The organism is Kangiella sp., assembly GCF_048265365.1.
Lineage (GTDB): Bacteria > Pseudomonadota > Gammaproteobacteria > Enterobacterales > Kangiellaceae > Kangiella.
Genome location: NZ_JBLXBT010000002.1, coordinates 380,587 through 402,486, shown reverse-complemented (window position 1 = coordinate 402,486; position 21,900 = coordinate 380,587). Strand labels below are relative to the sequence as shown.

Annotated in this window: 17 protein-coding genes; 10 read left to right on the top strand and 7 right to left on the bottom strand. The window is 42.5% G+C overall.

All coding sequences use genetic code 11. From position 1 onward, the window contains the following. Positions 1-4: 4 nt before the first annotated feature. Positions 5-1,027 (bottom strand): arginine N-succinyltransferase, encoded by a 1,023-nt coding sequence (astA, locus tag ACN0VI_RS11015; protein ID WP_331891762.1) that lies wholly within the window; start codon positions 1,025-1,027, stop codon positions 5-7. Between the two features lie 293 nt (positions 1,028-1,320). Between astA and ACN0VI_RS11010 the strand changes: the two genes are divergently transcribed. Beyond that, positions 1,321-2,541, top strand: a complete 1,221-nt coding sequence (locus ACN0VI_RS11010) for an aspartate aminotransferase family protein (RefSeq protein ID WP_417446833.1) — start codon at positions 1,321-1,323, stop codon at positions 2,539-2,541. A 100-nt stretch (positions 2,542-2,641) separates the two neighbouring features. Here the strand turns inward: ACN0VI_RS11010 and ACN0VI_RS11005 are convergent, their stop codons facing one another. Further along, positions 2,642-3,169 (bottom strand): hypothetical protein, encoded by a 528-nt coding sequence (locus tag ACN0VI_RS11005; RefSeq protein ID WP_417446832.1) that lies wholly within the window; start codon positions 3,167-3,169, stop codon positions 2,642-2,644. A gap of 252 nt (positions 3,170-3,421) precedes the next feature. On the opposite strand from ACN0VI_RS11005, the gene ACN0VI_RS11000 reads away from it, so the two are divergent. Beyond that, positions 3,422-4,096 carry an OmpW/AlkL family protein gene (locus ACN0VI_RS11000; protein ID WP_417446831.1) on the top strand — a complete coding sequence of 225 codons (675 nt, stop codon included), beginning with the start codon at positions 3,422-3,424 and terminating at the stop codon, positions 4,094-4,096. Positions 4,097-4,152: 56 nt separating this feature from the next. On the opposite strand, the gene ACN0VI_RS10995 is transcribed toward ACN0VI_RS11000, so the two are convergent. Together ACN0VI_RS10995 and ACN0VI_RS10990 are read right to left on the bottom strand one after the other, a co-directional pair. Then, positions 4,153-4,518 carry a hypothetical protein gene (locus tag ACN0VI_RS10995; protein ID WP_417446830.1) on the bottom strand — a complete coding sequence of 122 codons (366 nt, stop codon included), beginning with the start codon at positions 4,516-4,518 and terminating at the stop codon, positions 4,153-4,155. Positions 4,519-4,602: 84 nt separating this feature from the next. Next, complete coding sequence (locus tag ACN0VI_RS10990) at positions 4,603-4,746, bottom strand: hypothetical protein (protein ID WP_331891767.1); 144 nt, start codon at positions 4,744-4,746, stop codon at positions 4,603-4,605. Positions 4,747-5,226: 480 nt separating this feature from the next. Here ACN0VI_RS10990 and ACN0VI_RS10985 point away from each other — a divergent pair, with 480 nt between their 5' ends. After that, the gene (locus tag ACN0VI_RS10985) at positions 5,227-5,658 is read left to right on the top strand and encodes a hypothetical protein (RefSeq protein WP_417446829.1); all 432 of its coding nucleotides are present in this window, start codon (positions 5,227-5,229) and stop codon (positions 5,656-5,658) included. A gap of 57 nt (positions 5,659-5,715) precedes the next feature. Here ACN0VI_RS10985 and ACN0VI_RS10980 read toward each other — a convergent pair whose 3' ends face one another. Together ACN0VI_RS10980 and ACN0VI_RS10975 are read right to left on the bottom strand one after the other, a co-directional pair. Then, positions 5,716-9,684: an ATP-binding protein gene (locus tag ACN0VI_RS10980; protein WP_417446828.1), complete on the bottom strand. Its 3,969-nt coding sequence runs from the start codon at positions 9,682-9,684 to the stop codon at positions 5,716-5,718. Positions 9,685-9,720: 36 nt separating this feature from the next. Next, positions 9,721-10,344 (bottom strand): arylesterase, encoded by a 624-nt coding sequence (locus tag ACN0VI_RS10975; RefSeq protein ID WP_417446827.1) that lies wholly within the window; start codon positions 10,342-10,344, stop codon positions 9,721-9,723. A 60-nt stretch (positions 10,345-10,404) separates the two neighbouring features. On the opposite strand from ACN0VI_RS10975, the gene ACN0VI_RS10970 reads away from it, so the two are divergent. From ACN0VI_RS10970 to rlmKL, 5 genes are all read left to right on the top strand, one after another. Next, a complete protein-coding gene (locus ACN0VI_RS10970; protein ID WP_417446826.1) occupies positions 10,405-11,139 on the top strand; it encodes an ABC transporter ATP-binding protein in 735 nt (244 codons plus the stop codon). Further along, the gene (locus ACN0VI_RS10965) at positions 11,139-13,637 is read left to right on the top strand and encodes an ABC transporter permease (protein ID WP_417446825.1); all 2,499 of its coding nucleotides are present in this window, start codon (positions 11,139-11,141) and stop codon (positions 13,635-13,637) included. Before ACN0VI_RS10970 ends, ACN0VI_RS10965 begins: the two co-directional genes overlap by 1 nt. A gap of 164 nt (positions 13,638-13,801) precedes the next feature. Continuing rightward, entirely contained in the window at positions 13,802-16,432 is a 2,631-nt protein-coding gene (gene topA / locus ACN0VI_RS10960) for a type I DNA topoisomerase (RefSeq protein ID WP_417446824.1), read from the top strand. Between the two features lie 101 nt (positions 16,433-16,533). Then, positions 16,534-17,559, top strand: a complete 1,026-nt coding sequence (locus ACN0VI_RS10955) for a quinone-dependent dihydroorotate dehydrogenase (protein ID WP_417446823.1) — start codon at positions 16,534-16,536, stop codon at positions 17,557-17,559. 73 nt (positions 17,560-17,632) lie between these two features. Further along, on the top strand, positions 17,633-19,789 hold the full coding sequence (gene rlmKL / locus ACN0VI_RS10950) for a bifunctional 23S rRNA (guanine(2069)-N(7))-methyltransferase RlmK/23S rRNA (guanine(2445)-N(2))-methyltransferase RlmL (RefSeq protein WP_417446822.1): 2,157 nt from the start codon (positions 17,633-17,635) through the stop codon (positions 19,787-19,789). Between the two features lie 78 nt (positions 19,790-19,867). Here the strand turns inward: rlmKL and ACN0VI_RS10945 are convergent, their stop codons facing one another. After that, positions 19,868-20,569: a hypothetical protein gene (locus ACN0VI_RS10945; RefSeq protein ID WP_331891780.1), complete on the bottom strand. Its 702-nt coding sequence runs from the start codon at positions 20,567-20,569 to the stop codon at positions 19,868-19,870. 133 nt (positions 20,570-20,702) lie between these two features. Between ACN0VI_RS10945 and ACN0VI_RS10940 the strand changes: the two genes are divergently transcribed. Continuing rightward, on the top strand, positions 20,703-20,969 hold the full coding sequence (locus tag ACN0VI_RS10940; protein ID WP_331891781.1) for a glutaredoxin family protein: 267 nt from the start codon (positions 20,703-20,705) through the stop codon (positions 20,967-20,969). Positions 20,970-21,264: 295 nt separating this feature from the next. Continuing rightward, positions 21,265-21,894: a TetR/AcrR family transcriptional regulator gene (locus tag ACN0VI_RS10935; RefSeq protein ID WP_417446821.1), complete on the top strand. Its 630-nt coding sequence runs from the start codon at positions 21,265-21,267 to the stop codon at positions 21,892-21,894. Positions 21,895-21,900 lie beyond the last annotated feature (6 nt).

Sequence of the window (21,900 nt, the reverse complement as noted above, 5' to 3'; positions counted from 1 at the left end):
GTGTTTATCGTTTATTGCGTAAGCTTGCTGCGCGAACGGTGTCGCCTTCTTTGACCTGTAATCGGTCGAGAACCTCTTGACTGACAATGAGTTCATCCGTATCGATTCGAGTTTCAAATACCGTAGTGCGGAATTCTTGCAGACGACGGTTGCTGATCATGATGGCTTCAGTTTCGCCTTCAGGCTTGCCAACGCGGATCGGAACCAGGCGACTGGCGCGATAAGTCTTAATTTGATCTTTGGGTACTTCAATCGTGGGGCCAGCATCGAAAATATCCACATAATTCTGATAGCGGAAGCCTTCACGCTTGAGCATGGCAAGCGCCGGGCTGGTATCAGGATGAACCTTGCCAATCGCTTGTCTGGCATCATCGGACAACATGTCCACATAAATCGGATGTTGTGGCATTAGCTCGGCGATGAACTGATTACTGCCTAAACCACTGATGGCATCTGCTTTGGCAAAATCCATGCTAAAGAAGCGACGACCTAATGATTCCCAGAAAGGTGAGCGGCCCTGATCATCGCTGAAGCCGCGCATCTCGGCAATGACTTTATCGGAAAATCGCTGCGGAAAATCTGCCATGAACAAAAAACGTGATTTCGCCAGCAGACGGCCATTGATACCACCGCGATAGTCAGGAGAAAGGTAGAGGGTGGCAATTTCAGTCGCACCCGTGTAGTCGTTACAGAGCACTAAAATTTTGTGCTTGTTATAAATACCTAGATCATGACTGGTGTTTACTACGGTGCTTAACTTGTAGGTATAAAAGGCTTCGTCCATACCGACCGCTGCTACCAGCGCACAGGTACCAACGACCTTGCCAGTAACCTCATCTTCCAACACAAAGAAATAATACTCTGGCCCAGGCTCAACAATATCGCGGCTAATGGCATCCACTGAGTTCTTAATCTTGTCCTCAATGCGAACCGGGTCATTGGGCAAGGTTGTCAGGCCGGTTCCGGCGCTGGCAGCCAATGCCAAAATATCTTTTAAATCAGTATGTTGAGCTGGTCTGATAACCATGATAGAGAGTCCTGAATTCCTGAAAATGTATCTTTTACTAGCGACACTGAAGCCTAAGCGGTTGATGATAATAGGAAATCTCACCACAGAAAGGAAGTGCCAGTTTGTAATATAAGAGACTTGTACGACCTGTCAGCCCTTTAAAATCAAGCGAAAGTTAAGCTAAACACTAGTACAGGGGTGGAATTTTAGCAGAAAAAAGGACATGATACCGACCTATTTCATTTGACTCATATTCACAGGGAACCAGATTGGCCAACAGACTCTGGCCCTGTCACAAGCTAAGGTGATTTATGTCTGACAATTCTGCACATTCAAATTATACTCGCGCGACCTTTGATGAGGTGATGGTGCCTAACTACAACCCAGCGACTATCATTCCGGAGCGTGGCGATGGTTCGCGTGTCTGGGATCAAGAAGGTAATGATTATGTGGATTTTGCTGGTGGTATTGCGGTAACCGCCTTGGGTCATAATCATCCGGCTTTGGTTAAAGCACTAAAAGATCAGGCCGATAAGATCTGGCATTTGAGTAATGTCTTTACCAACAAACCGGCGTTAGAGCTAGCAGACAAACTGACCAAAGCAACCTTTGCCGATAAAGTCTTTTTTGCCAACTCTGGCGGTGAAGCCAACGAAGCGGCTTTCAAGTTGGTGCGTAAATATGCCAATGACAATTTTGGTCCAGAGAAAAATGAAATCATTTCGTTCAAGCAATCCTTCCATGGCCGTACCCTGTTTACCGTTTGTGTCGGTGGCCAACCGAAATACACTGAAGGTTTTGAGCCATTGCCGGGCGGTATTTCACATGCTGAATACAACAACCTGCAATCGTTAGAAGCGATTATTTCAGACAAAACCTGTGCGGTTGTGATGGAGCCAGTGCAAGGTGAGGGCGGCATCGTTCCGGCCACTGAAGAATTTGTTAAAGGCGTGCGTGCGTTATGCGATAAACACGATGCATTGCTAGTGTTTGATGAAGTGCAAACCGGCGTAGGCCGTACCGGTCATTTATATGCCTACATGGGCATGGGTGTGACTCCAGACATTCTTACTACCGCTAAAGCGATGGGTGGCGGATTCCCAATTGGCGCCATGCTAACGACTAGCAAAATTGCAGCTAGCTTCATGCCTGGAACACACGGCAGCACTTACGGTGGTAACCCATTAGGTTGTGCTGTATCCAATGCGGTATTCGACACCATCAACACACCTGAAATGTTGCAATCAGTACTCGATAAATCAGCAAAAATCGTCGCCCGCCTGGAAGAAATTGGTAAGAAATATGATGTCTTCGCCAGCGTGCGTGGTCGCGGTCTATTACTAGGTGCAGTGCTTAACGAAAAATGGCAAGGTAAAGCTCGTCAATTTATTGAAGCCGGTTGGCAACATGGCGTGATGGTTCTTGTCGCCGGTATGAACGTTGTTCGTTTAGCGCCAGCACTAAACATTACCGACGAAGAAATTGAAGACGGCCTGAATCGCTTTGAAAAAGCCGTTGCCTCAATCGCTTAATTAAATAGCTCCAAAGAAAAGCCCCGCACAGTCGGGGTTTTTTTTGTGAGGTGGGTTTGCAATTCTTTTTTATTTGAGCCTTGCTTCTGGTATGTGTTTTTTAGAGTAATCGAACTCCAGTCTTATCGGCCAGCAAATAAGTATTTTGGATTGTAATCCCTTCATCCTCTTCACTTTTAATAAAGCCTACTAGTCCATGCTTCTGCGAATACAATAACAATATAAAGTTTCCATCAGGCTCATTGTAAGCATCTCTTATAAGAATTTGCTTGCATGCAATTCTCTTCCCTAGGACGCTCACAGCTATTTCATCCAGAACAGTGAAATTTGTGTTTTCATATGTCCACTTATCATTTAAACCTGATGAGCCTTTCGGTTTTGCAAAAAGGAATAGCCCATAAGAGGTACACTCCCATATTTCATCGCTGCAATCGATAAAATTAAATTCTACATGACCCAAGGCAACCTTTTTCGAATCAATATCAAAAACAATATGATCTGACTGAGAATAAAAACGTCCTTCGAAGTATCCTGCATCTACTATATTGGTGTAGGTATGACGCTGCTCATGAGGGTAGGTGCAAGCATTTAATAGAATAGCCGTGATTAGAATTGTTAGCTTTTTCATTTTATAACCCCTGAATCAACTCATGAGTTAGTAATACTATGTTCTTCTTTTAGAATGCTATCAGTAACAGACTGAGTAGTCAGCCTCTATTTAGTTTTCTGCCTATTCAAGTACTGGGCCTACAGTAACTTGATCCCGATCAATAAATAGTAAACTCATGAGTTGCGGGGTTGCAACCATTGATCCAGGTCAAGTTTTTGAATCCTGGGTGGATTATCTTTGTTGCGTCTTAAACAAAGAAGGAAATTCACCATGAAACAACTTATCAAATCAGCAACTGCTGTAGCGGTTGGCGCGGTATTGTCTTTAACAGCTGTTGATGCTTTGGCGCACAAAGAAGGCGATTTTATTTTGCGCGTCGGTGCGGCTCAGGTTAGCCCTAATGATGACAGCTCTAACGTGTTGGGCGCTAATGATGGGGTTACCGTCGATTCAGCTACGGGTTTAGGTTTTAGCGGTACCTGGATGCTGAGCGATAACTGGGGTTTGGAAGTATTAGCAGCATTGCCGTTTACGCACGATATTAATGGATCTGGAGATTTAGCGGGATTGCCAATTGGTGAGACCAAACAGTTACCACCGACTGTTTCGTTCCAGTATTACCCAGAGCTTGGCTCTGACGACTTCAGCCCTTACTTTGGTCTAGGCGTAAACTACACTAAATTCTTCGATGAAAAAGCTTCAGGCGAGTTAAAAACTGCATTGGGTACAGACGACGTTCAGCTTGAGCTTGATGATTCGTTTGGCTTGGCTGGTCAAGTAGGTGCGGATTGGAAAATCAGCGATGACTTCTACTTCAACACAGCGGTTTGGTATGTTGATATTGATACAGAAGCGGCTGTTAAAGTTGATGGCGTAACTGCTACCACTGTAGATGTACAAATTGACCCATGGGTTGTGATGGTGGGCTTCGCCTGGAGATTTTAGGTTCGATAAATGGTGTCACCATAGATTCAATTAGCTATGGTGACACCTTGTTAAACTTATAGGTTAGGCTCCATAGGATCGTATGTATCTATTACACAATTTGGATCATCAGGTCTATCTTTTAAATGCTCTTGAAATTCTGAATGGTATGCTTCTTGACCCGTATTTGACATGACCATACCATCTTGATGCTCCTGCATTACCTGGGTGTAGTATAGCTGAGCACAGCTATAGAAGGCATTTTTTGGCCCAAGGTAAGAGTCTAAGACTTTAAATCCCCACTTATTTACATGGTAGTGATAACACTCACCATAATTAGGTGATGTAAAGTGTCCAGCTTTTGTTGGAACATTAATTGAAAGACCTAGAACGGATACTAGAATGAAGGTAACTTTAGGCAGTTTTAGTTTGTTGCTTATCATTTGTCACTCCTTTGGTTATACAATTAGTTCGTTTATGTGAATCAAACTTTAAGACTAACCTTTAGCTTAGTTTGGTAACGCATCCTAAAGGTCGGGCTCAGTGTGTGTATTGGTATCAATGACACAGTTTGGATCATCTACACGATGGATCAATTCAGAAATGTATGATTGGCTACCGTCCTTGTAACTCACTATGCCAGTGGAATGCTGTTCGTTAAGTTTATTCATGATCTTTTCACTGCTCTCGCAGGTCTCCCATAAATTGATGAACCCTAACCTTGCTGATAAACCTGTAGCACTGTCAATGTGATAACAGGTTTTCCAGCCTATATTGCCTGCTGAGGCTGGGGGGGAGGAAAACAGCAAAGAGAAAAAGGATGTGCATAAAATGATGGCTAAAGCTAAGTATGGTGATTTCAAAATGGAAAGTTCCTTTATTATTTAAAGTTTCAAGAAGATATATTGTAGATAGCAAGTGAGTCAACGACTATATAGTGATTTGTCCTTAATTTAATAGAAGCAGTCCTTATTTCTAAAATCAACAATTTTTACATATAAAACAGTCAGTTAAGATTGTCCTGAAATTGACTGTTTTGGTCCTTTATTCCACACCAAGGACTTTGATAATCCTCTATTGTATTTGGTGTCGCAATACGAAATTACCGTTTGTGACGTAACAACAAAATACTTAATTATGAGGATCTAAAAATGAAATTAAATGTATTGACCCGTATAGCATCAGCTTCAGCACTAACATTAGGCCTGTCTGTTTCAGCAATGGCAAACACATACTCAGTTCAGTCATCATCAAATCTAGGCGATGCTGCTGCTGCGTGTTACATCGACACAACAGGATGGGACGAGGCAAGAGCAGATCGTTGCTTTGGCTCTACTTTCACAATTAACGGTGATTCAACTGCAGTCTTTTCAGTAATTGGTGTCAACCAATCTTCTAGTCAATTCAATGTTGAATATTTAGACAATACTTGTGATTCAATTATGAACACCACTCAAGAAGGAAAAGTATGTCTAAGAGCTATTAGCCCAGGTCAGAAGTTAACACAACGCGTGAGAGTGACTGACAACTATACTGGTCAAAGTGTCGTTTTAGATGCTGTTGCGAATTACAGAGTATTCTAAGTCTTAGAATAAGTAAAAAGGCAGCTTATGTAAGCTGCCTTTTTTAAATCAGAATTATTACTTTTGAAACTCTTTGGGGGTAATACCAAATTTAGCCTTAAAACACTGGCTAAAATAAGACGCAGAGCTAAAACCACATAAGTCAGATATTAAGTTGATCTGCTTACCAGTCAAAAGTAAGTCTTTCGCTTTCTCGAGCCGATAATCTCTGAACAAGTCCATGGGGTTCTTATTCACCAGTCCTTTGACCTTGCGCTGTAACTGTCTTTCACTAACAGCCATTAAGCTAGCAATTTTTTCTCTGGTCGTGGATTCCTCTTTGTAGCAGCTTTCAAAAGTGTCATATAATTTTTTGATAAATTCTTGCTCTCGTTCGTTAAGGCCAGAGTTCATTCTTAACGAGTCCGTACCAACAATCTCTGATGCTTTTTCTTTTAATATATTCCTGATGGATAAAATATTTTTTATTCTCAATAAGAGTTCGTGCTCATTGAATGGTTTGGTCATGTAATCATCAATATCATTATCCCAGCCCTTTATCCGACTGAGCCTGTCTCCTTTGGCTGTGAGCAAAATAATGGGGATGTGAGATGTTCTGCTATCTGAGCGTAATCGGTCTGCAACTTCATAGCCATCAATGCCTGGCATCATAATATCGCACAGCACTAAATCGGGGATAATATCTAATGCTAATTCGACCCCTTGCTGCCCTCTGGGTGACGTATAGCACTTATAGTGTGGTGCAAGTAATGATTGTAGGTAATCGCTGATATCTGGATTATCATCAATAATAAGCAGAGTCTCTCTGTCGTCTGACGGATCGAAAACATTATCTACATCTTGCTGCTTATATATAGCAAGCTCATCGTTTAACAAATAAGAAATTGTCCTTGATTTTAGCTGAGTGTGGTTTTCAGCAGGAAGTTCGGTTACGGGAATCTTGATGTAAAATTTAGAACCAACTCCGGGTTTGCTTTCAACCTGGATGTTGCCTCCATGAGACAAGACTAGTTCTTTCACGATCGATAAACCTATGCCTGTTCCCGAAATATCTGAGGTTTGCTCGAGTCTTACAAATCTATCAAAGATAAGCTCCTGTTGTTCCTGCCCAATCCCAACTCCATCATCAGATACGGCTATAACAGCGTTGCCATCATCTTGGTTCAAAGTTATTTCGATAGCGCCTCCAGGTGGAGTGTACTTTATAGCATTGGAAAGCAAGTTTCCCACTATAACCTCGAGTGAGTCATCTGCTATGAGAGACCGACAAGATGCAAACTCATGGTAATTGATCGTAATGTCTTTCCTTAGAGCAAGTGGTTTAAACATTTCGGCAATGTCATGCAAATGCTTGTTGATATCGATTACCGTTTTATTCGTTGGGCTTTCTTTTTTAAGCTCTGCCAATTTTAGTATCTGTTCAACCATTATGAGCAATCGATTAGCATTGCGTTGAATCATTTGAAGGTTTTTATGGTTCTTTGGTTGTTCAAGTGTGTCTAATTCTTTTTGGATCGGTCCCAGTATCAAAGTGAGAGGTGTTCTAAATTCATGGGAAATGTTAGCAAACAGTTCGTTTTTCTTTTCTAGTAAATTCTCGATTAACGATTTTTGTGCAGCAATTTGACGTGTTCTTTGATTCACTTCTACCTGAAGTTGTTTAGATTGTTTTACCGCTCTTCTGGTGCGCAGGTTTATATAGAATAAGATGATTATAATAAAGCATAGGACATATAAAGTTTTTGCCCACCAAGTTAACCATATTGGAGGGAGAATAGTTATGGGCAAATATAGAATGTTGTCACCAGAGCTCCAGTCGGTATTGTCAGATTTCGCCTTTACTTTAAATTCATAGTTTCCGGGGGAAAGGTCGCTGAAGGTGGTCTGTCTATTATTTGATTCAGTTGTTATCCAGTTTGAATGGGTTCCTTCTAGTTTGTAAGAATATTGTATGTTTTCGGGTGTAACATAGTGAATGCCTGCAAATTCTATACTGAAGTCATTGGCTGAATGGGGCAAGGTAAGGCTCTCAGGTACAACCATTGAAAGAGGACCATATGAATTCGATTCTCCAGTTTGCGTTTCCTTGTCTGCGAATATATTGACCTTAGTAGCAACTACAGAAGGTTCCTTATACTTAATATTAATATCTCTTGGCTTGAAAAAGGTTATGCCTTTGCTACCTCCAAAATAAATATTTCCCATTCCATCTTTAGTTGATGCCCTTATATTAAATGTGTCACCTTGAAGGCCACTTTCTTGAGTATATCGGTTAACCTCTCCAGTACTCAGGTTTAGTCTGTATAGACCATCAAGAGTTGAAGCCCAAAGTATATTCTTATCTGAAAACTCCAATGCCTGGATACTCTTGGTATGATTTGGAGCATCTATATAATGTTCATTTATCAGAGTTTCTTTCTCATATGAAATTTCGTAGATAACCCCACGAGTTGATGCTACAAATATTGAGCTGCCTGATAATTGAATGTCGGTGACTCTTCCTATAGGAATCTGAGAATTTATTTGAATCTTATTGATCTTGCTTCCGTTGTATTTATACAGGCCATCCTGTGCGCCAATATAGGCATTTCCATCTTTAGTTTTAATGCTATTTACAGCCATATTTGAAATAGGGTGGCTGGGGTCAAGTGGGGTAATATTAAGTGTGACTTTATCAACAAGAAATACACCTTCAGTTGTTCCTGCGAGCAACTGATTTTCACCATAAAAATCTAGTGTGTATACGCGAGGATTTGCCTTACCCAGTGTGGATGATCGTTTAACCTCGCCTAGTTGATTAATGTTTACCAAACCGTAAGAAGAAGCTAGCCATATATTGTCATGGCTGTCCTCAAGCGATTCATAAACAGTATACTGGTATAGGCTATCAGCGCTCTCTTTAGGTGGTTTAATCTGATAGCAGGAATTTTTCCTTGGACTGTAGAGGATTACTTGCTCTGTAGATGAGATAAGCATTGCCTCATTTGCAAGGCTATTAACAGACATTATGTTATTAGTTTTTAGGCAGCTTGGTTGTTCTGAATGGTTGCTAATCAACTTAAATTTATTCAAGGTAGGACTTATTTTAGATAACCCATCAAACGTTCCCAGCCATATAACGCCTTCCCTGGATTGAAACATGGTGATTATAACGTCATGCGGTAAGGAGTTAGTGTTTTGCTCGGAGTTTAAGTAATAATCATGCTTATTTGAAAAGAGGTGTAAGCCTTTTTTAAAGATAGATACAAGTATCTTATCTTGAGTGACTATCGCATGAAGAATAACAGAGCCTTTTATCTCATCCGAGATTGTTTCTAGGAGGTTTTCTTTTATATCAAAACGATAGAGGTTTTCATTGGTAGCTATCAGAAATGATTGTTCAGACTCTTTAATTAACTTTCTGATTCTTAATTTTGTATCAGGGAATCTAATTTTTAGTTCTTTTTTGAAAGTGCTATTTAAATCAAAAACCAGAATTCTGGAATCGAATGCCACATAGACTTCTACTCCATTATTAATAATAGAGTTGACCTTGCTTGGCTCTGATTTTTGATATGTAGATAGTGGTTGAGTAGTGGGCTGTGTAACGCTACCTGTTAGCAGGTTGATTGTGTAAAGTCCTTTGTCTGTCCCTAGCCAAATAAGATTATTCGTTCCATCTATAGTTAAAATGTCTTTCGGAGGGGCTTCAGATGGTAATTTGTAGGTTTTAAACTGCCCTTTACTGTAATGAATGAGTCCCGTATCCATTGTGCCTATCCATAGGTCATTAGAGCGATCTACGTACAGGGATTTGATATGGTTGGTAGGTAAAGACAGGATGTTTGTATCGGTTAAGTTATAGCTGGTGAATTTGTACCCGTCAAACTTTGCAAGTCCATTTCCTGTACCCACCCATATAAATCCATTGTTGTCTTGAGTTATAGCCCAAACTTTATTGTCAGGGAGCCCCTCTTCTTGAGTAAAATTGTTAAAGTGGATGTTGGCAATAGCATGGGTGGTCACTGTGCATAAGAACAGTAGCACTAGGATTCTTTTCAGCATGGTGGTGAATATTCATATTTATAGTATATTTTTCAGGCTAGTATACACATTTTCCAAGAGGAACGGTTGTGCTTTGGCATTAGGGTGAATACCGTCTTCCTGCATCAATTGATCATTGCCACCAACCTTTTCCAAGAAGAATGGCACCAGTTTCACCTTTTTTTCATTCGCTAGCTGGGCATAATTGTCAAAGAATGCTTGTGCATATCGTTGGCCATAGTTGGGTGGAATCTGGATTCCTAACAAAAGTACTTCCGCACCTGAGCGTTTGCTGGTGTCGATGAGTTTACCGAGGTTGCGTTTGATGGCGGTAGGTGATGTACCACGCAGTGCATCGTTGCCACCAAGCTCGATGATGACAACCTCTGGAGCATGTTGCTTGAGTAGTGTCGGTAAGCGCAGTAAGCCTTGTGTGGTGGTGTCGCCACTGATGCTGCCGTTGATGACGGTATGGGGATAACCTTCCTGCTTGAGCTTTTGATTCAATAGCTCAACCCAGCCTTGTTCAACGTCAATGTTGTAGCCAGCGCTCAAGCTATCGCCAAGAACTAATATGGTAGGGTTTTCTTGTGCATTGCTGGTGGTTGTGAAGCTAAATGCTGCAACAACTAGAAACAAAATCCACGCCAATTTTTTCTTCATAATGATATGCTTAGTTTAATTTTCTAATGAGTATATTTGACTCAATGGTATCAATTTAAGATGAATATGATGTTAACAACACGCAATTTAACGAAAACAGTCAAACTGCCCGAACAATCTCTGACCATTTTATCGGAGGTAAGTTTAACCGTAAATGAACACGATAGTGTAGCGATTGTTGGAGCTTCCGGTTCTGGTAAGTCAACGTTACTGTCTTTACTGGCTGGCCTTGATACTCCTTCCGAAGGTGAAGTGGAGCTCGCAGGGCATCCGATCCATAAGTTATCCGAAGATGAGCGAGCAGCTGTTCGTGCCCAGTATGTGGGTTTTGTGTTTCAGTCATTTCATTTGCTTCCTGGTTTGACGGCATTGGAAAATGTGATGTTGCCGATTGAGTTGAAGGAAGAAAAAAATCCACAAAATAAAGCGAAAGAACTATTGGTCAAAGTCGGTTTGGCTGAGCGTCTTAACCATTATCCTCATCAATTGTCTGGTGGTGAGCAGCAACGAGTAGCCATTGCGCGTGCTTTTGCTTCCGAGCCGAAAATTCTGTTTGCCGATGAGCCGACGGGAAATCTTGATACTGGCAATGGTGAAAAGATTATTGACTTGATTTTTAATTTAAATCAACAGCTTGGAACCACTTTGGTATTGGTAACTCATGATGATCGTTTGGCTGAACGTTGCCAGCGCCTGGTACGTCTTGAAGCAGGTAAAGTTGTCGAAGATTCAGTTAATCCTGCTCAGGTTATCAAGACCGATACAACGCAAGAAGATAAAGTGGAGACAGCCTGATGCGCGGTATGGCATGGCGTTTATTCCGACGCGACTGGCAGTCGGGTGAGGTTAAGGTTTTATTTTTTGCGCTGATGATTGCAGTGATGGCAATGGTGGCGATTGGTACTATTACCGATCGAACCCATCGCGCCATGGGCGAGCAAAGTAGTGAATTTTTAGGTGCTGATTATACTTTAAGATCGCCGCGTGCTATCGAGCAAAGTTGGCTTGATAAAGGGCGTGAGGGTGGTTTGCAGCTAACAGAGTCTACTGGCTTCTCAACCGTATTGGCCAAGGGTGATGAATTTCAGTTGGTCAGCGTAACCGCGTTAGGTGGCAAATTTCCGCTTAAAGGGGAGTTTGAAATTGCTGACAAGCCTTTTACCCGGGGACAAAATGTGCAGGCTCAACCGGAAGAAGGTTCGGTTTGGGTAGAGCCGCGGGTGCTGGCAGCATTAGGAGCTAAAAAAGGGGATGAGGTCGATTTCGGATCGATTCAACTTACCATCGCAGGCGTCATTGTGGGCGGCCCAGGGCAAGCTAGTGAAATGTTCAATGTCGCACCGAAAGTTTATATTAACGAGGCTGATGTCGAGCGCGCCAATATTATTCAACCGGGCAGCCGAGTTTCTTATACCTTATTTATTGCTGGCGATATTCAGCCGCGCGAAAACTTTATCGATTGGCTCAAGCCGCAGATGAACAAAACTCAGCGCTTGACGGGCGGCAAAGAAGGTACACCTGCGCTACAGGCTTCAATTGAGCGTGCGGAAACTTTCTTGCGTTTGGCTAGCCTGATTTCGGTAGTCTTGGCTGGTGTTGCCATTGCAGTTGCTGCTGGACGTTTTAGCCGTCGACATTATGATTATGCGGCAATTTATCGTTGCTTAGGCATGCAGATAGAACAGGTACATAGACTTTATATTTCGCAATTGCTGATCATGGGTTTGATTGGTTCTGCCATTGGTGTTGCTCTCGGTTTGCTGATCCAGCAAGCCATTATTGTGCAGTTTGCTGACTTCCTGCCGAAGCCGATGGTTCCAATCAATTGGGCACCAGTTATCGCGGGTGGCTTAAGTGGTTTGGTGGTGTTGATAGGTTTTGCTTTACCGGCATTTTTCCAGATTGCGCGAGTATCACCATTACGCGTTTTGCGCAAAGAAATGGTACCGCAACCTGTTTCGAGCTGGCTGATTTATCTGTTAGCTATATTTACCATGGCGCTACTGATGTGGTGGCAAAGTGGTTCCTTAAAATTGGTCGGCATTTTGTTGGGCGTGGCACTGGTTGCCTTTATCGTTATTCGCCTGATGGCCTGGCTTATCTTTAAAGTGGGCATCTGGATCGGCAAGCGAGGCTCGACAGCCGTTCGTTATGGGCTTGGCCAATTAAAACGTTACCCGGCATTTACCATCAGCCAGATAACTGCATTTGGATTAGCTTTTATCATCATGCTGTCGACAGTATTGATTCGCAGTGAGCTGTTAAGTGAATGGCAAAGCCAATTGCCAGATGATGCACCGAATCATTTCCTGATCAATGTGCAGCCGAGTGAAGTACCCAATCTTAAAAATATTCTTGCCGAACAAAATGTTGAAACTGCGGGTATATACCCTATGGTTCGAGGTCGTGTTACAGGCTTGAATGGCAAGCCAATTGAAGAAGCTGTGTCAGAAGAAGCGCAGAATGATGGCTCTCTGCGACGTGAGTTGAATTTGACCTGGGTCGAAGATGTGCCAAAAGCTAATGAGGTGGTCAAAGGTGAATGGTGGGACAACGCAGCACATCAGCCGGATGAGAATGGCGTTTATCAACTATCCATTGATCAAAACCTTGCTGGTCGGCTTGGCGTAGATATCGGTGACGTGTTCGAGTTTTCGATTGGCGGTGTCGATGTTAAAGGCAAAATCACCAGTTTCCGTGAAATCCAGTGGGACTCTTTCCAGCCAAATTTCTTTATGATTTTTGAACCTGGTGCGCTGGATGAAAACATGGCGACCTATATCACCAGTTTTCATTTACCGCTGGACAAGAAGCCTGCTTTAAATACGATTTTGCGTGAAATGCCGACGGTAACCATTATTGAACTGGACGTGATCATGGAACAGGTTCAGACCATTCTTGATCAGGTAACCACAGCCGTTGAGTTTATTATGCTGTTTGTACTGTTGGCTGGCGTCGCGGTTTTATACGCAGTATTGCAGGCAAGCAAAGAAGAACGCGTGTTATCAGCCACCTTATTGAAGACTTTGGGTGCGCAGAAAAAGTTTATTCGCATGACCTTGCTCTCCGAGTTAGCTTTATTGGGAATATTCTCAGGAATTCTTGGTGTGATTGGTGGCGAAGTGTTAGTCTCCGTTCTTTATCAGGAAGCGATGAATATTGAACCGGTATTGCATCCATGGTTCTGGTTATGGGTGCCATTAATTGCTGTGGCATTTATCTGCATTGCAGGCTGGTGGGGCTTGAAGAGTCTGTTAAATCAACCCGCGCATCAGGTGTTAAGGCAATTGTAAAAAAACGAGAGAAAGTCATCTTTTTCGAGTCGTTGTATAAAAAAGTCTAGACAGCGACCATTAAAGATTGTTAATAATAAAAAAGGAAAGGGCAGGGATTATCTCTGCCTTTTGACCAATAAACGCAAACAACTCATTGATTAAAAAAGAGTTTTGGAACTTTTATGGGAAAATCTTTGGTTATAGTGGAGTCGCCAGCAAAGGCGAAAACCATTAACAAATACCTTGGAAAAGACTTTATCGTCAAATCAAGTATCGGTCACATTCGTGATTTGCCCACTGGGTCGCAAAATAAAAAACCAGTGGATGCCAAAGAAAGAGCCCGCAAGGCCGCCGCGACGCGCAAGCTCTCCCCAGAACAAAAAGCTAAACAAAAAGCGCTTAAAGAGAAAACAGCGCTTTTTGCACGTATGGGGATTAATCCTGAACAGGATTGGGAAGCTCGCTATGAAGTATTGCCAGGCAAAGAAAAAGTATTAAATGAATTACTGAAAATCGCCAAAGATGCCGACACTATCTATCTCGCAACGGATTTGGATAGAGAAGGAGAGGCGATTGCCTGGCATTTGCGTGAGTTGTTAGACGGTGACGAAAGCCGCTATAAACGAGTGGTGTTTAACGAGATCACTAAGAAAGCGATTCAGCAAGCATTCTCAAAGCCTGGCGATTTGGACATGAACTATGTCAACGCTCAACAAGCACGTCGTTTCCTCGATCGTGTGGTTGGCTTTATGGTATCTCCACTGTTGTGGCGTAAAATCTCGCGTGGATTATCTGCCGGACGTGTGCAATCAGTTGCGGTTAGACTGTTAGTAGAGCGCGAGCGTGAAATTCGTGCGTTCATTCCCGAGGAATATTGGGATATACATGCCAATACCTTGACCCAATCCAAAAATGATTTGCGATTGCAGGTTAGTAAGTATCAGGGCAAGAGCTTTCGTCCAAACAGCGAGCAGGAAACGAACAAAGCACTCGAAGTACTAAAATCTTCAAGCTACAAAGTGGTTACTCGTGAAGACAAGCCACAAAAAAGCAAAGCGCCAAAACCTTTCATCACCTCAACGCTTCAACAAGCGGCCAGTACAAGGCTCGGCTATGGTGTGAAGAAAACCATGATGATGGCGCAGCGTTTATATGAAGCGGGTTATATTACTTACATGCGTACTGACTCGACTAACTTGAGTGCCGATGCGGTAGAAGCCTGTCGTGATTATATTAAGACCAATATTGGTGCTGAGTATTTACCGAAAGAAGCCAACAGTTACAGCAGTAAGGAAGGCGCGCAAGAAGCGCACGAAGCGATTCGCCCTTCTGATGTGAGTAAAAAGGTGGGTCATCTCAACGGCATGGAAAAAGATGCCGAGCGTTTGTATGACCTGATCTGGCGTCAGTTTGTTGCCTGCCAGATGTTGCCTGCAGAGTTTGATGTGACCAGTTTGAAAGTGCAGGCAGGTGACTATGAGCTAAAAGCTCGCGGTCGTGTGATGCGCTTTGATGGTTGGACTCAAGTGCTGCCGATGCAAAAGAAAAACGCCGAAGATGAAGAATTGCCGAATGTGAAAGAAGGTGAAATGCTTGAGCTGAAGAAGCTTGATCCCAAGCAACATTTCACAAAACCACCAGCGCGATTTTCAGAAGCTGCCCTGGTTAAAGAATTAGAAAAGCGTGGTATCGGTCGTCCTTCTACCTACGCCTCAATTATTTCCACCATTCAAGACCGAGGTTATGTGCGATTAGAGAATCGTCGCTTCTATGCGCAGAAGATTGGCGAGATCGTGACTGACCGTTTGGTTGAAAGCTTTAACGATTTATTAGATTTCTCTTTTACCGCGACCATGGAAAAGCATCTGGATGATATTGCATCCGGTCGCCAGAATTGGAAAGTAACCTTAGATGAATTCTATGAAGACTTTTCTAAACGTCTGAAAAAAGCTGATGAAGAAGAGTCTGATGGCGGCATGCGTCGCAATGAAGCGGTAGAGACCGATATTCAGTGCGAAAAATGTAAAAAGCACCATATGGCTATTCGTAATGCCAGTACCGGTGTCTTCTTAGGCTGTATGGGGTATTCATTACCGCCGAAAGAGCGCTGTAAGAACACAGTCAACCTTATCCCAGGCGAAGAATTTATTGCGGCGGATGAGGAAGAAGAAGCACGTTACTTGCATGACAAGAAGCGTTGTAAAAAATGTAATTCAACCATGGATGACTATCTGGTTGATGAAAGCACCAAGTTGTATATTTGTGGTAACAACCCAGATTGCGATGGTTACGAAATTGAAAAAGGCGAGTTCAAGATTAAGGGTTATGATGGCCCGATTCTTGAGTGCGACAAGTGTGGCAGCGAGATGCAGTTAAAAACGGGGCGCTTCGGAAAATATTTCGATTGTACCAATGACGATTGTAAAAATACTCGTAAACTGCTTAAGAGTGGACAACCTGCACCGCCAAAAGCTGATCCAATACCGATGCCTGATTTGCAGTGTGAAAAAGTGGAAGATCACTATGTGTTACGTGATGGCGCTGCCGGTATTTTCTTGGCAGCAAGCAAGTTCCCACGTAATCGTGAAACCCGTGCACCGGCGGTGGATGAGCTAATTACGGTAAAAGACCAGCTAGATCCCAAGTATAAGTTTTTGGCTGAAGCACCGTTAAAAGATCCTGATGGTAATCGCACTTTTGTTAAATTCAGTCGCAAAACAGGTCAGCAGTATGTGGCTGGTGTCAAAGAAGACGGTAAAGCCAGTGGCTGGACTGCTTTTTATGAAAATGGAAAGTGGGTGCCGCAAAAATAAGGCGTACTAGCCTGGCGCTTTGTTTGTTAAGATACAGCCTGCCATCAATTTGATGGCAGGCTTTTTTGTACCAAACCTTTTAAACCAGTTGGGGCAACTGTATGTACTCATTGCTACGATCAATTTTGTTTATGCTGGATGGCGAGCGTTCACATCACTTGTCATTAAACAGTCTAAAAATGCTCAACAAGTTAAAGCTATCAGGTTTAATGTCTCAACCCCTGATCGATGATCCAGTGGAAGTGATGGGCATTAAGTTCCCAAACCGTGTTGGTCTGGCTGCTGGTCTGGATAAAAATGGTGAATATGTTGATGCCTTAAGTCATTTCGGTTTTGGTTTTATTGAAGTGGGCACCGTGACTCCGCGCCCACAGCCTGGTAATCCTAAGCCTCGATTGTTCCGAATTAAAGACGCAGAAGCCATTATTAACCGCATGGGTTTCAACAATGATGGTGTTGATGCTTTGCTTAACAACATTGCCAAGACTCATTTTAATGGCGTACTGGGTATTAACATTGGTAAGAACTTTGATACGCCTGTCGAAAAAGCGGTAGATGATTATTTGATTGGTATGGAAAAAATTTATCGCCGAGCTGATTATATGGTGGTCAATATCTCTTCTCCGAACACACCAGGTCTTCGTGATTTGCAATTTGGTGACACACTGAAAAGTCTGCTGGATAACCTGAAAAAGAAACAGCAAGCATTACATCAGGAGCATAAGGTATATAAGCCTTTGGCCATTAAAATTGCACCTGACTTATCTTCCAGCGATATTGAGGAGTTGGCGGATACCTTCAAGCAATATGAGCTTGACGGCATTATCGCAACCAACACTACCTTCGACCGCAGCAAGGTTGAGGGTATGAAGCACGCGGAAGAGCAGGGCGGTTTAAGTGGTAAGCCACTGTCGAGCCAATCGACAAAAGTGATTAAACGACTGGTGGAAGCGCTGGATGATTCAATCCCAGTGATTGGCGTGGGTGGTATAACGGATGAGCAAAGTGCGATTGATAAGATTGAAGCCGGCGCTAAGCTGGTGCAGATCTATTCAGGTTTTATCTATCATGGCCCTCAACTGGTTTATGAAGTGGCGAAAGCTTTAAAAGAGCATCAACAGTCCTGATAGCGCAAACTTTCAAAGCAAAGCAAACTAATAGCCGTTATAATGACGGCTATTTCATTTATCGTTCGTGATCATGCAATTTTATGCCAGCTGCCCAAAAGGCGTTGAAGCTCTCCTAATGGATGAGTTGACCTCGCTTGGCGCTACTAATCTTAAAGAACATCCTTCCCATATCGTTTTTGAAGGCGATTTAGAGCTCGCCTATAAAGCCTGCCTCCATTCCCGTTTAGCTAATCGTATTTATCTGTGTCTTCTCGACGAGGAATTTACTTCTGTTGATGATATGTACCAGAAGGTCAACAGCATTGAGTGGAGCTGGCACTTTGACATGCAGCAAACCTTCGTGGTGGATGCTATCGCTCGCAAAAACGACGACATTCGCCATTCAGGCTTTGCCGCGCAAAAAGTGAAAGATGCGGTGGTGGATTATTATCAGGAGCGATTTGAACAACGCCCTTCGGTGGATAAAGACAATCCCGACTATCGCATTCATGCCATTATTAATGGTCGGCAACTGAAAATTGGCATCGACTTAGCTGGGCGCAGTTTGCATCAGCGTGGTTATCGACCTATCTCCGGTCGCGCTCCTATCAAAGAGAACCTTGCCGCTGCATTGTTAATTCGTGCTGGCTGGCCTGAGCTGTCCAAACAGGGCTACAGTTTCCACGATCCAATGTGCGGTACTGGTACTTTATTGGTTGAAGCGGTCATGATTGCCTGCGATATGGCTCCGGGCCTGTTTAACCCAACTTACTCTTTTGAAAACTGGAAACAGCATGATGCAGAATTGTGGCAAACCATCATTGCATCGGCGCGTCGTCAGTTTAATAAGAACAAATTGGCTTTAACCAATCGCTTTGTTGGCTCTGATAGCCACCGTAAGAGCCTTGAGCTTGCGAAAGAGGTGATAACGAACGCTGACTTCGATGAGTTGATTGAACTCAGTGAGCAGGATATTAGACGCCCTAAGCTCGAAGCATTTAAAGAGCCTGGATTATTGCTATCCAATCCTCCATACGCCGAGCGCCTTGGTGAAGAGGAAGATGTTATTCAATTATACCGTGACTTTGGTGACTACATTAAAAGTCATTGTGTTGGTTGGCAGGCTGCTATCATCACCAACGAAGTATCTTTTGCCAAAGCAATGGGCATGCGCTCCCATAAGCAATATAAATTCAAAAATGGTGCCATTGACTGTCAGTTGTACCTGTTTGATGTGCGTGATGAGAATTTTTATAAGCCTTTCGATCCAACGGTTGTAAATCCTGACTGGGATAAAAATCTGTCGGAAGGGGCGGTAATGTTGAAAAACCGCATTATTAAGAATCAGCAACGCCTCAAATCATACCTAAAACAGAATGATGTGACCTGCTATCGACTGTATGACGCTGACATGCCCGAGTATTCGGCTGCCATCGATGTTTATGATGAGATGGTCCATATTCAGGAGTATGCCCCGCCAAAAGATATTCCGCCAAAAGTCGCGCAACGTCGATTGAACGAAATTGTGCGGGTTACATCCGGCCTTTTGCAAATCCCTGAATCGGAAATCGCCTTAAAGCAAAGACAGCGTCAAAAAGGTGATTGGCAATATCAAAAGCAAAGCGACGAAGAGCAGTTTCAGGTAGTTCATGAGCAAGGTTTGCAGTTTTATGTAAACTTAAATCGTTATTTAGATACTGGCCTGTTCCTCGATCACCGCAAAACTCGAAAAATGATCATGGCTGAAGCAAACGGCAAGCGACTCTTGAATTTGTTTGCTTATACTGGCTCTGTCAGCGTTTATGCGGCAAAAGGTGGGGCAAAAACTACCACGGTAGATATGTCCAGAACCTATTTAAACTGGGCGATTAAGAACTTTGGTTTAAATAGTATTCCTATTTATGGTCATGAGTTCGTACAGTCGGATTGTTTGCAGTGGCTTGATGAAGCTCAGGGGCAGAAAACCTATGATTTGATATTTCTTGACCCTCCAACCTTTTCCAACTCCAAAAGGATGGATGCTACTTTTGATGTGCAACGTGATCAGGTTGAGTTAATCAATCAAACGATGAATCTGTTGGATAAAAAGGGCAAGTTGTACTTTTCCAACAACTTTAAGAAGTTTGAGATGGAAAAAGAACTGATGGACAGTTTTGAGATTCAGGAGATCACAGCAAGAACCTTGCCAAGCGATTTTCAAAAGAGCCGAAACCATCACAGATGTTGGTTAATTCAGCATAAAGGTTGATAATAAGCGAATTTTACCAGTATCGAGCAATAAAAAACCCAGCCTAAGCTGGGTTTTTTATTGAATAAGTCCTAAGACTTACTTTTTCTTTTTAGCTACACGCTTTTTAGCAGGAGCCTTTTTCTTGGCTGGTGCTTTCTTCTTAGCAGGAGCTTTCTTCTTAGCAGGGGCCTTTTTCTTGGCGGCGGCTTTCTTCTTGGCTGGTGCTTTTTTCTTAGCAGGAGCCTTCTTCTTAGCTTTGGCTTTAGCTTTAGCAGCGGCAGCTTTAGCTTTAGCAGCAGCTTTCTTCTTAGCGGCGGCAGCTTGCTTTCTAGCTTTAGCAGCAGCGGCTTTAGCTTTAGCAGCAGCTTTCTTCTTGTCAGCAGCGGCTTTCTTCTTAGCTTTAGCAGCGGCTTTCTTGTCAGCAGCGGCTTTCTTCTTAGCTTCTTTAGCAGCCCAGTCTTTCTCAAACTTGGCAACTGCTTTTGCTAAAGCGGCTTCTTTAGCAGCAGTAGCTTTTGCATCAGATAGTTTAGATTTAGCAGTATCGTGAGATTTAACAGCTTGGTTAACAGCTGTTTTGGCTTTACGAACAGCTTCTTTAGCTTTCTTGGCAGTAGCTTTAGCAGCTTTTGAAGATTTGCCTTTAGCTTTTTCAGCAGCAGCCTTAGCTTTATCACCTGCTTTTTTTGCAGCGTCACGAGCTTTCTTTACTGCGGCTGCGGCTTTCTTTTCCGCTGCTTCGAGTTGCTTCAAAGTTGTACCTTTAGAAGCAGTTTTCTTTACTGGTTTTTTAGCCATGGTCATTTCCCCTGTGTTGCGAGATGTTTTGATTAAATTTCAATCAAAGTATACGTAAATAATTTTAGAAAGTTAATAATTAATTATGCTAAAGTTGCAAATAACGAACCTTTTTTAATGTTTTTTAACAAAAATGAATGATAAAGAGCAAAAAATATTTTTTTACACAACTTTTGGTTGTCATTTGTGCGAAAAAGTTGAGGCCATGTTAATTGAAATTTCGAATCAATTTAAGGATAAATTTCATTATCAAATTGTTGCTTTTGACATCATTGATGATGACAAAATATTTGATCAATATCGTTACTCGATTCCTGTTTTGAAGAAAGAAAAAGATGATGTTGAATTAGGTTGGCCATTCGACTATCAACAATTATGCGATTGGCTCGATCTTGATTAACATTTCTATTGATACTTTATAACGCAAAGCCTGTTTTATTTTTTTTTGCCTGAATGAGTCGCTTTTCTTACTCGATAATGATTTAGAACCCGTTTGAATGTTCTTTTGTTATCTTTATTCCTTTTTCTAAGCGCATAGTTACCCATTTCTGATTTGTTTTACAATTCACTTCTTATTGGTTTGGTATTTATCACTGTTACTTTGTCCTCAATTGCTTTGTGTGCTTGACAAATTTTGCTTTTGAACGTATGTTTCAAACAGTTGTTTGGAATTGATTGGGCAGGATAGTGTAAGCATGACTAAAACCGAATCGACCAAGAGTCGAATACTAGATGCCGCAGAGCAGCTCTTTGCAGAAAGGGGCTTTGCCGAGACCAGCCTTAGAACCATTACCACGCGGGCTAGAGTGAATTTAGCCAGCGTGAATTATCATTTTGGCTCTAAGAAGTCTCTGATTCAGGCCGTATTTGACCGATTCTTACAGGACTTCACCAAAGAGTTAAGCCTTGAACTGATGACCTTAGAGCAATTATCGGCAGATCAGCTTGAAGCTGAAAAGTTGTTGAATGCTTTGATAAGACCATTATTGAGTCTTAATGGTCGCCGTAATAATGCGATTTCCATTTTTATGCGTCTGTTAGGTCGCGCCTATGCCGAAACTCAAGGGCATTTACGTCGTTATGTCACGGACAAGTATGGTCATGTTTTAGTACGCTTTACTCATCTGTTCCAAAAGGGCTACCCAAACCTGACGATCGATCAAATTTTCTGGCGTTTGCATTATATGCTGGGAAGTATGATCTTCACCTTGGGTGGTAGCGATGCATTGCGTCAGATTTCGCAAGCTGACTTTAATCGAGATTTGGGTGTTGAGGATGTCATCAAAGAAATGTTGCCATTCCTTGCAGCCGGTATGAAAGCGTAAATAGTG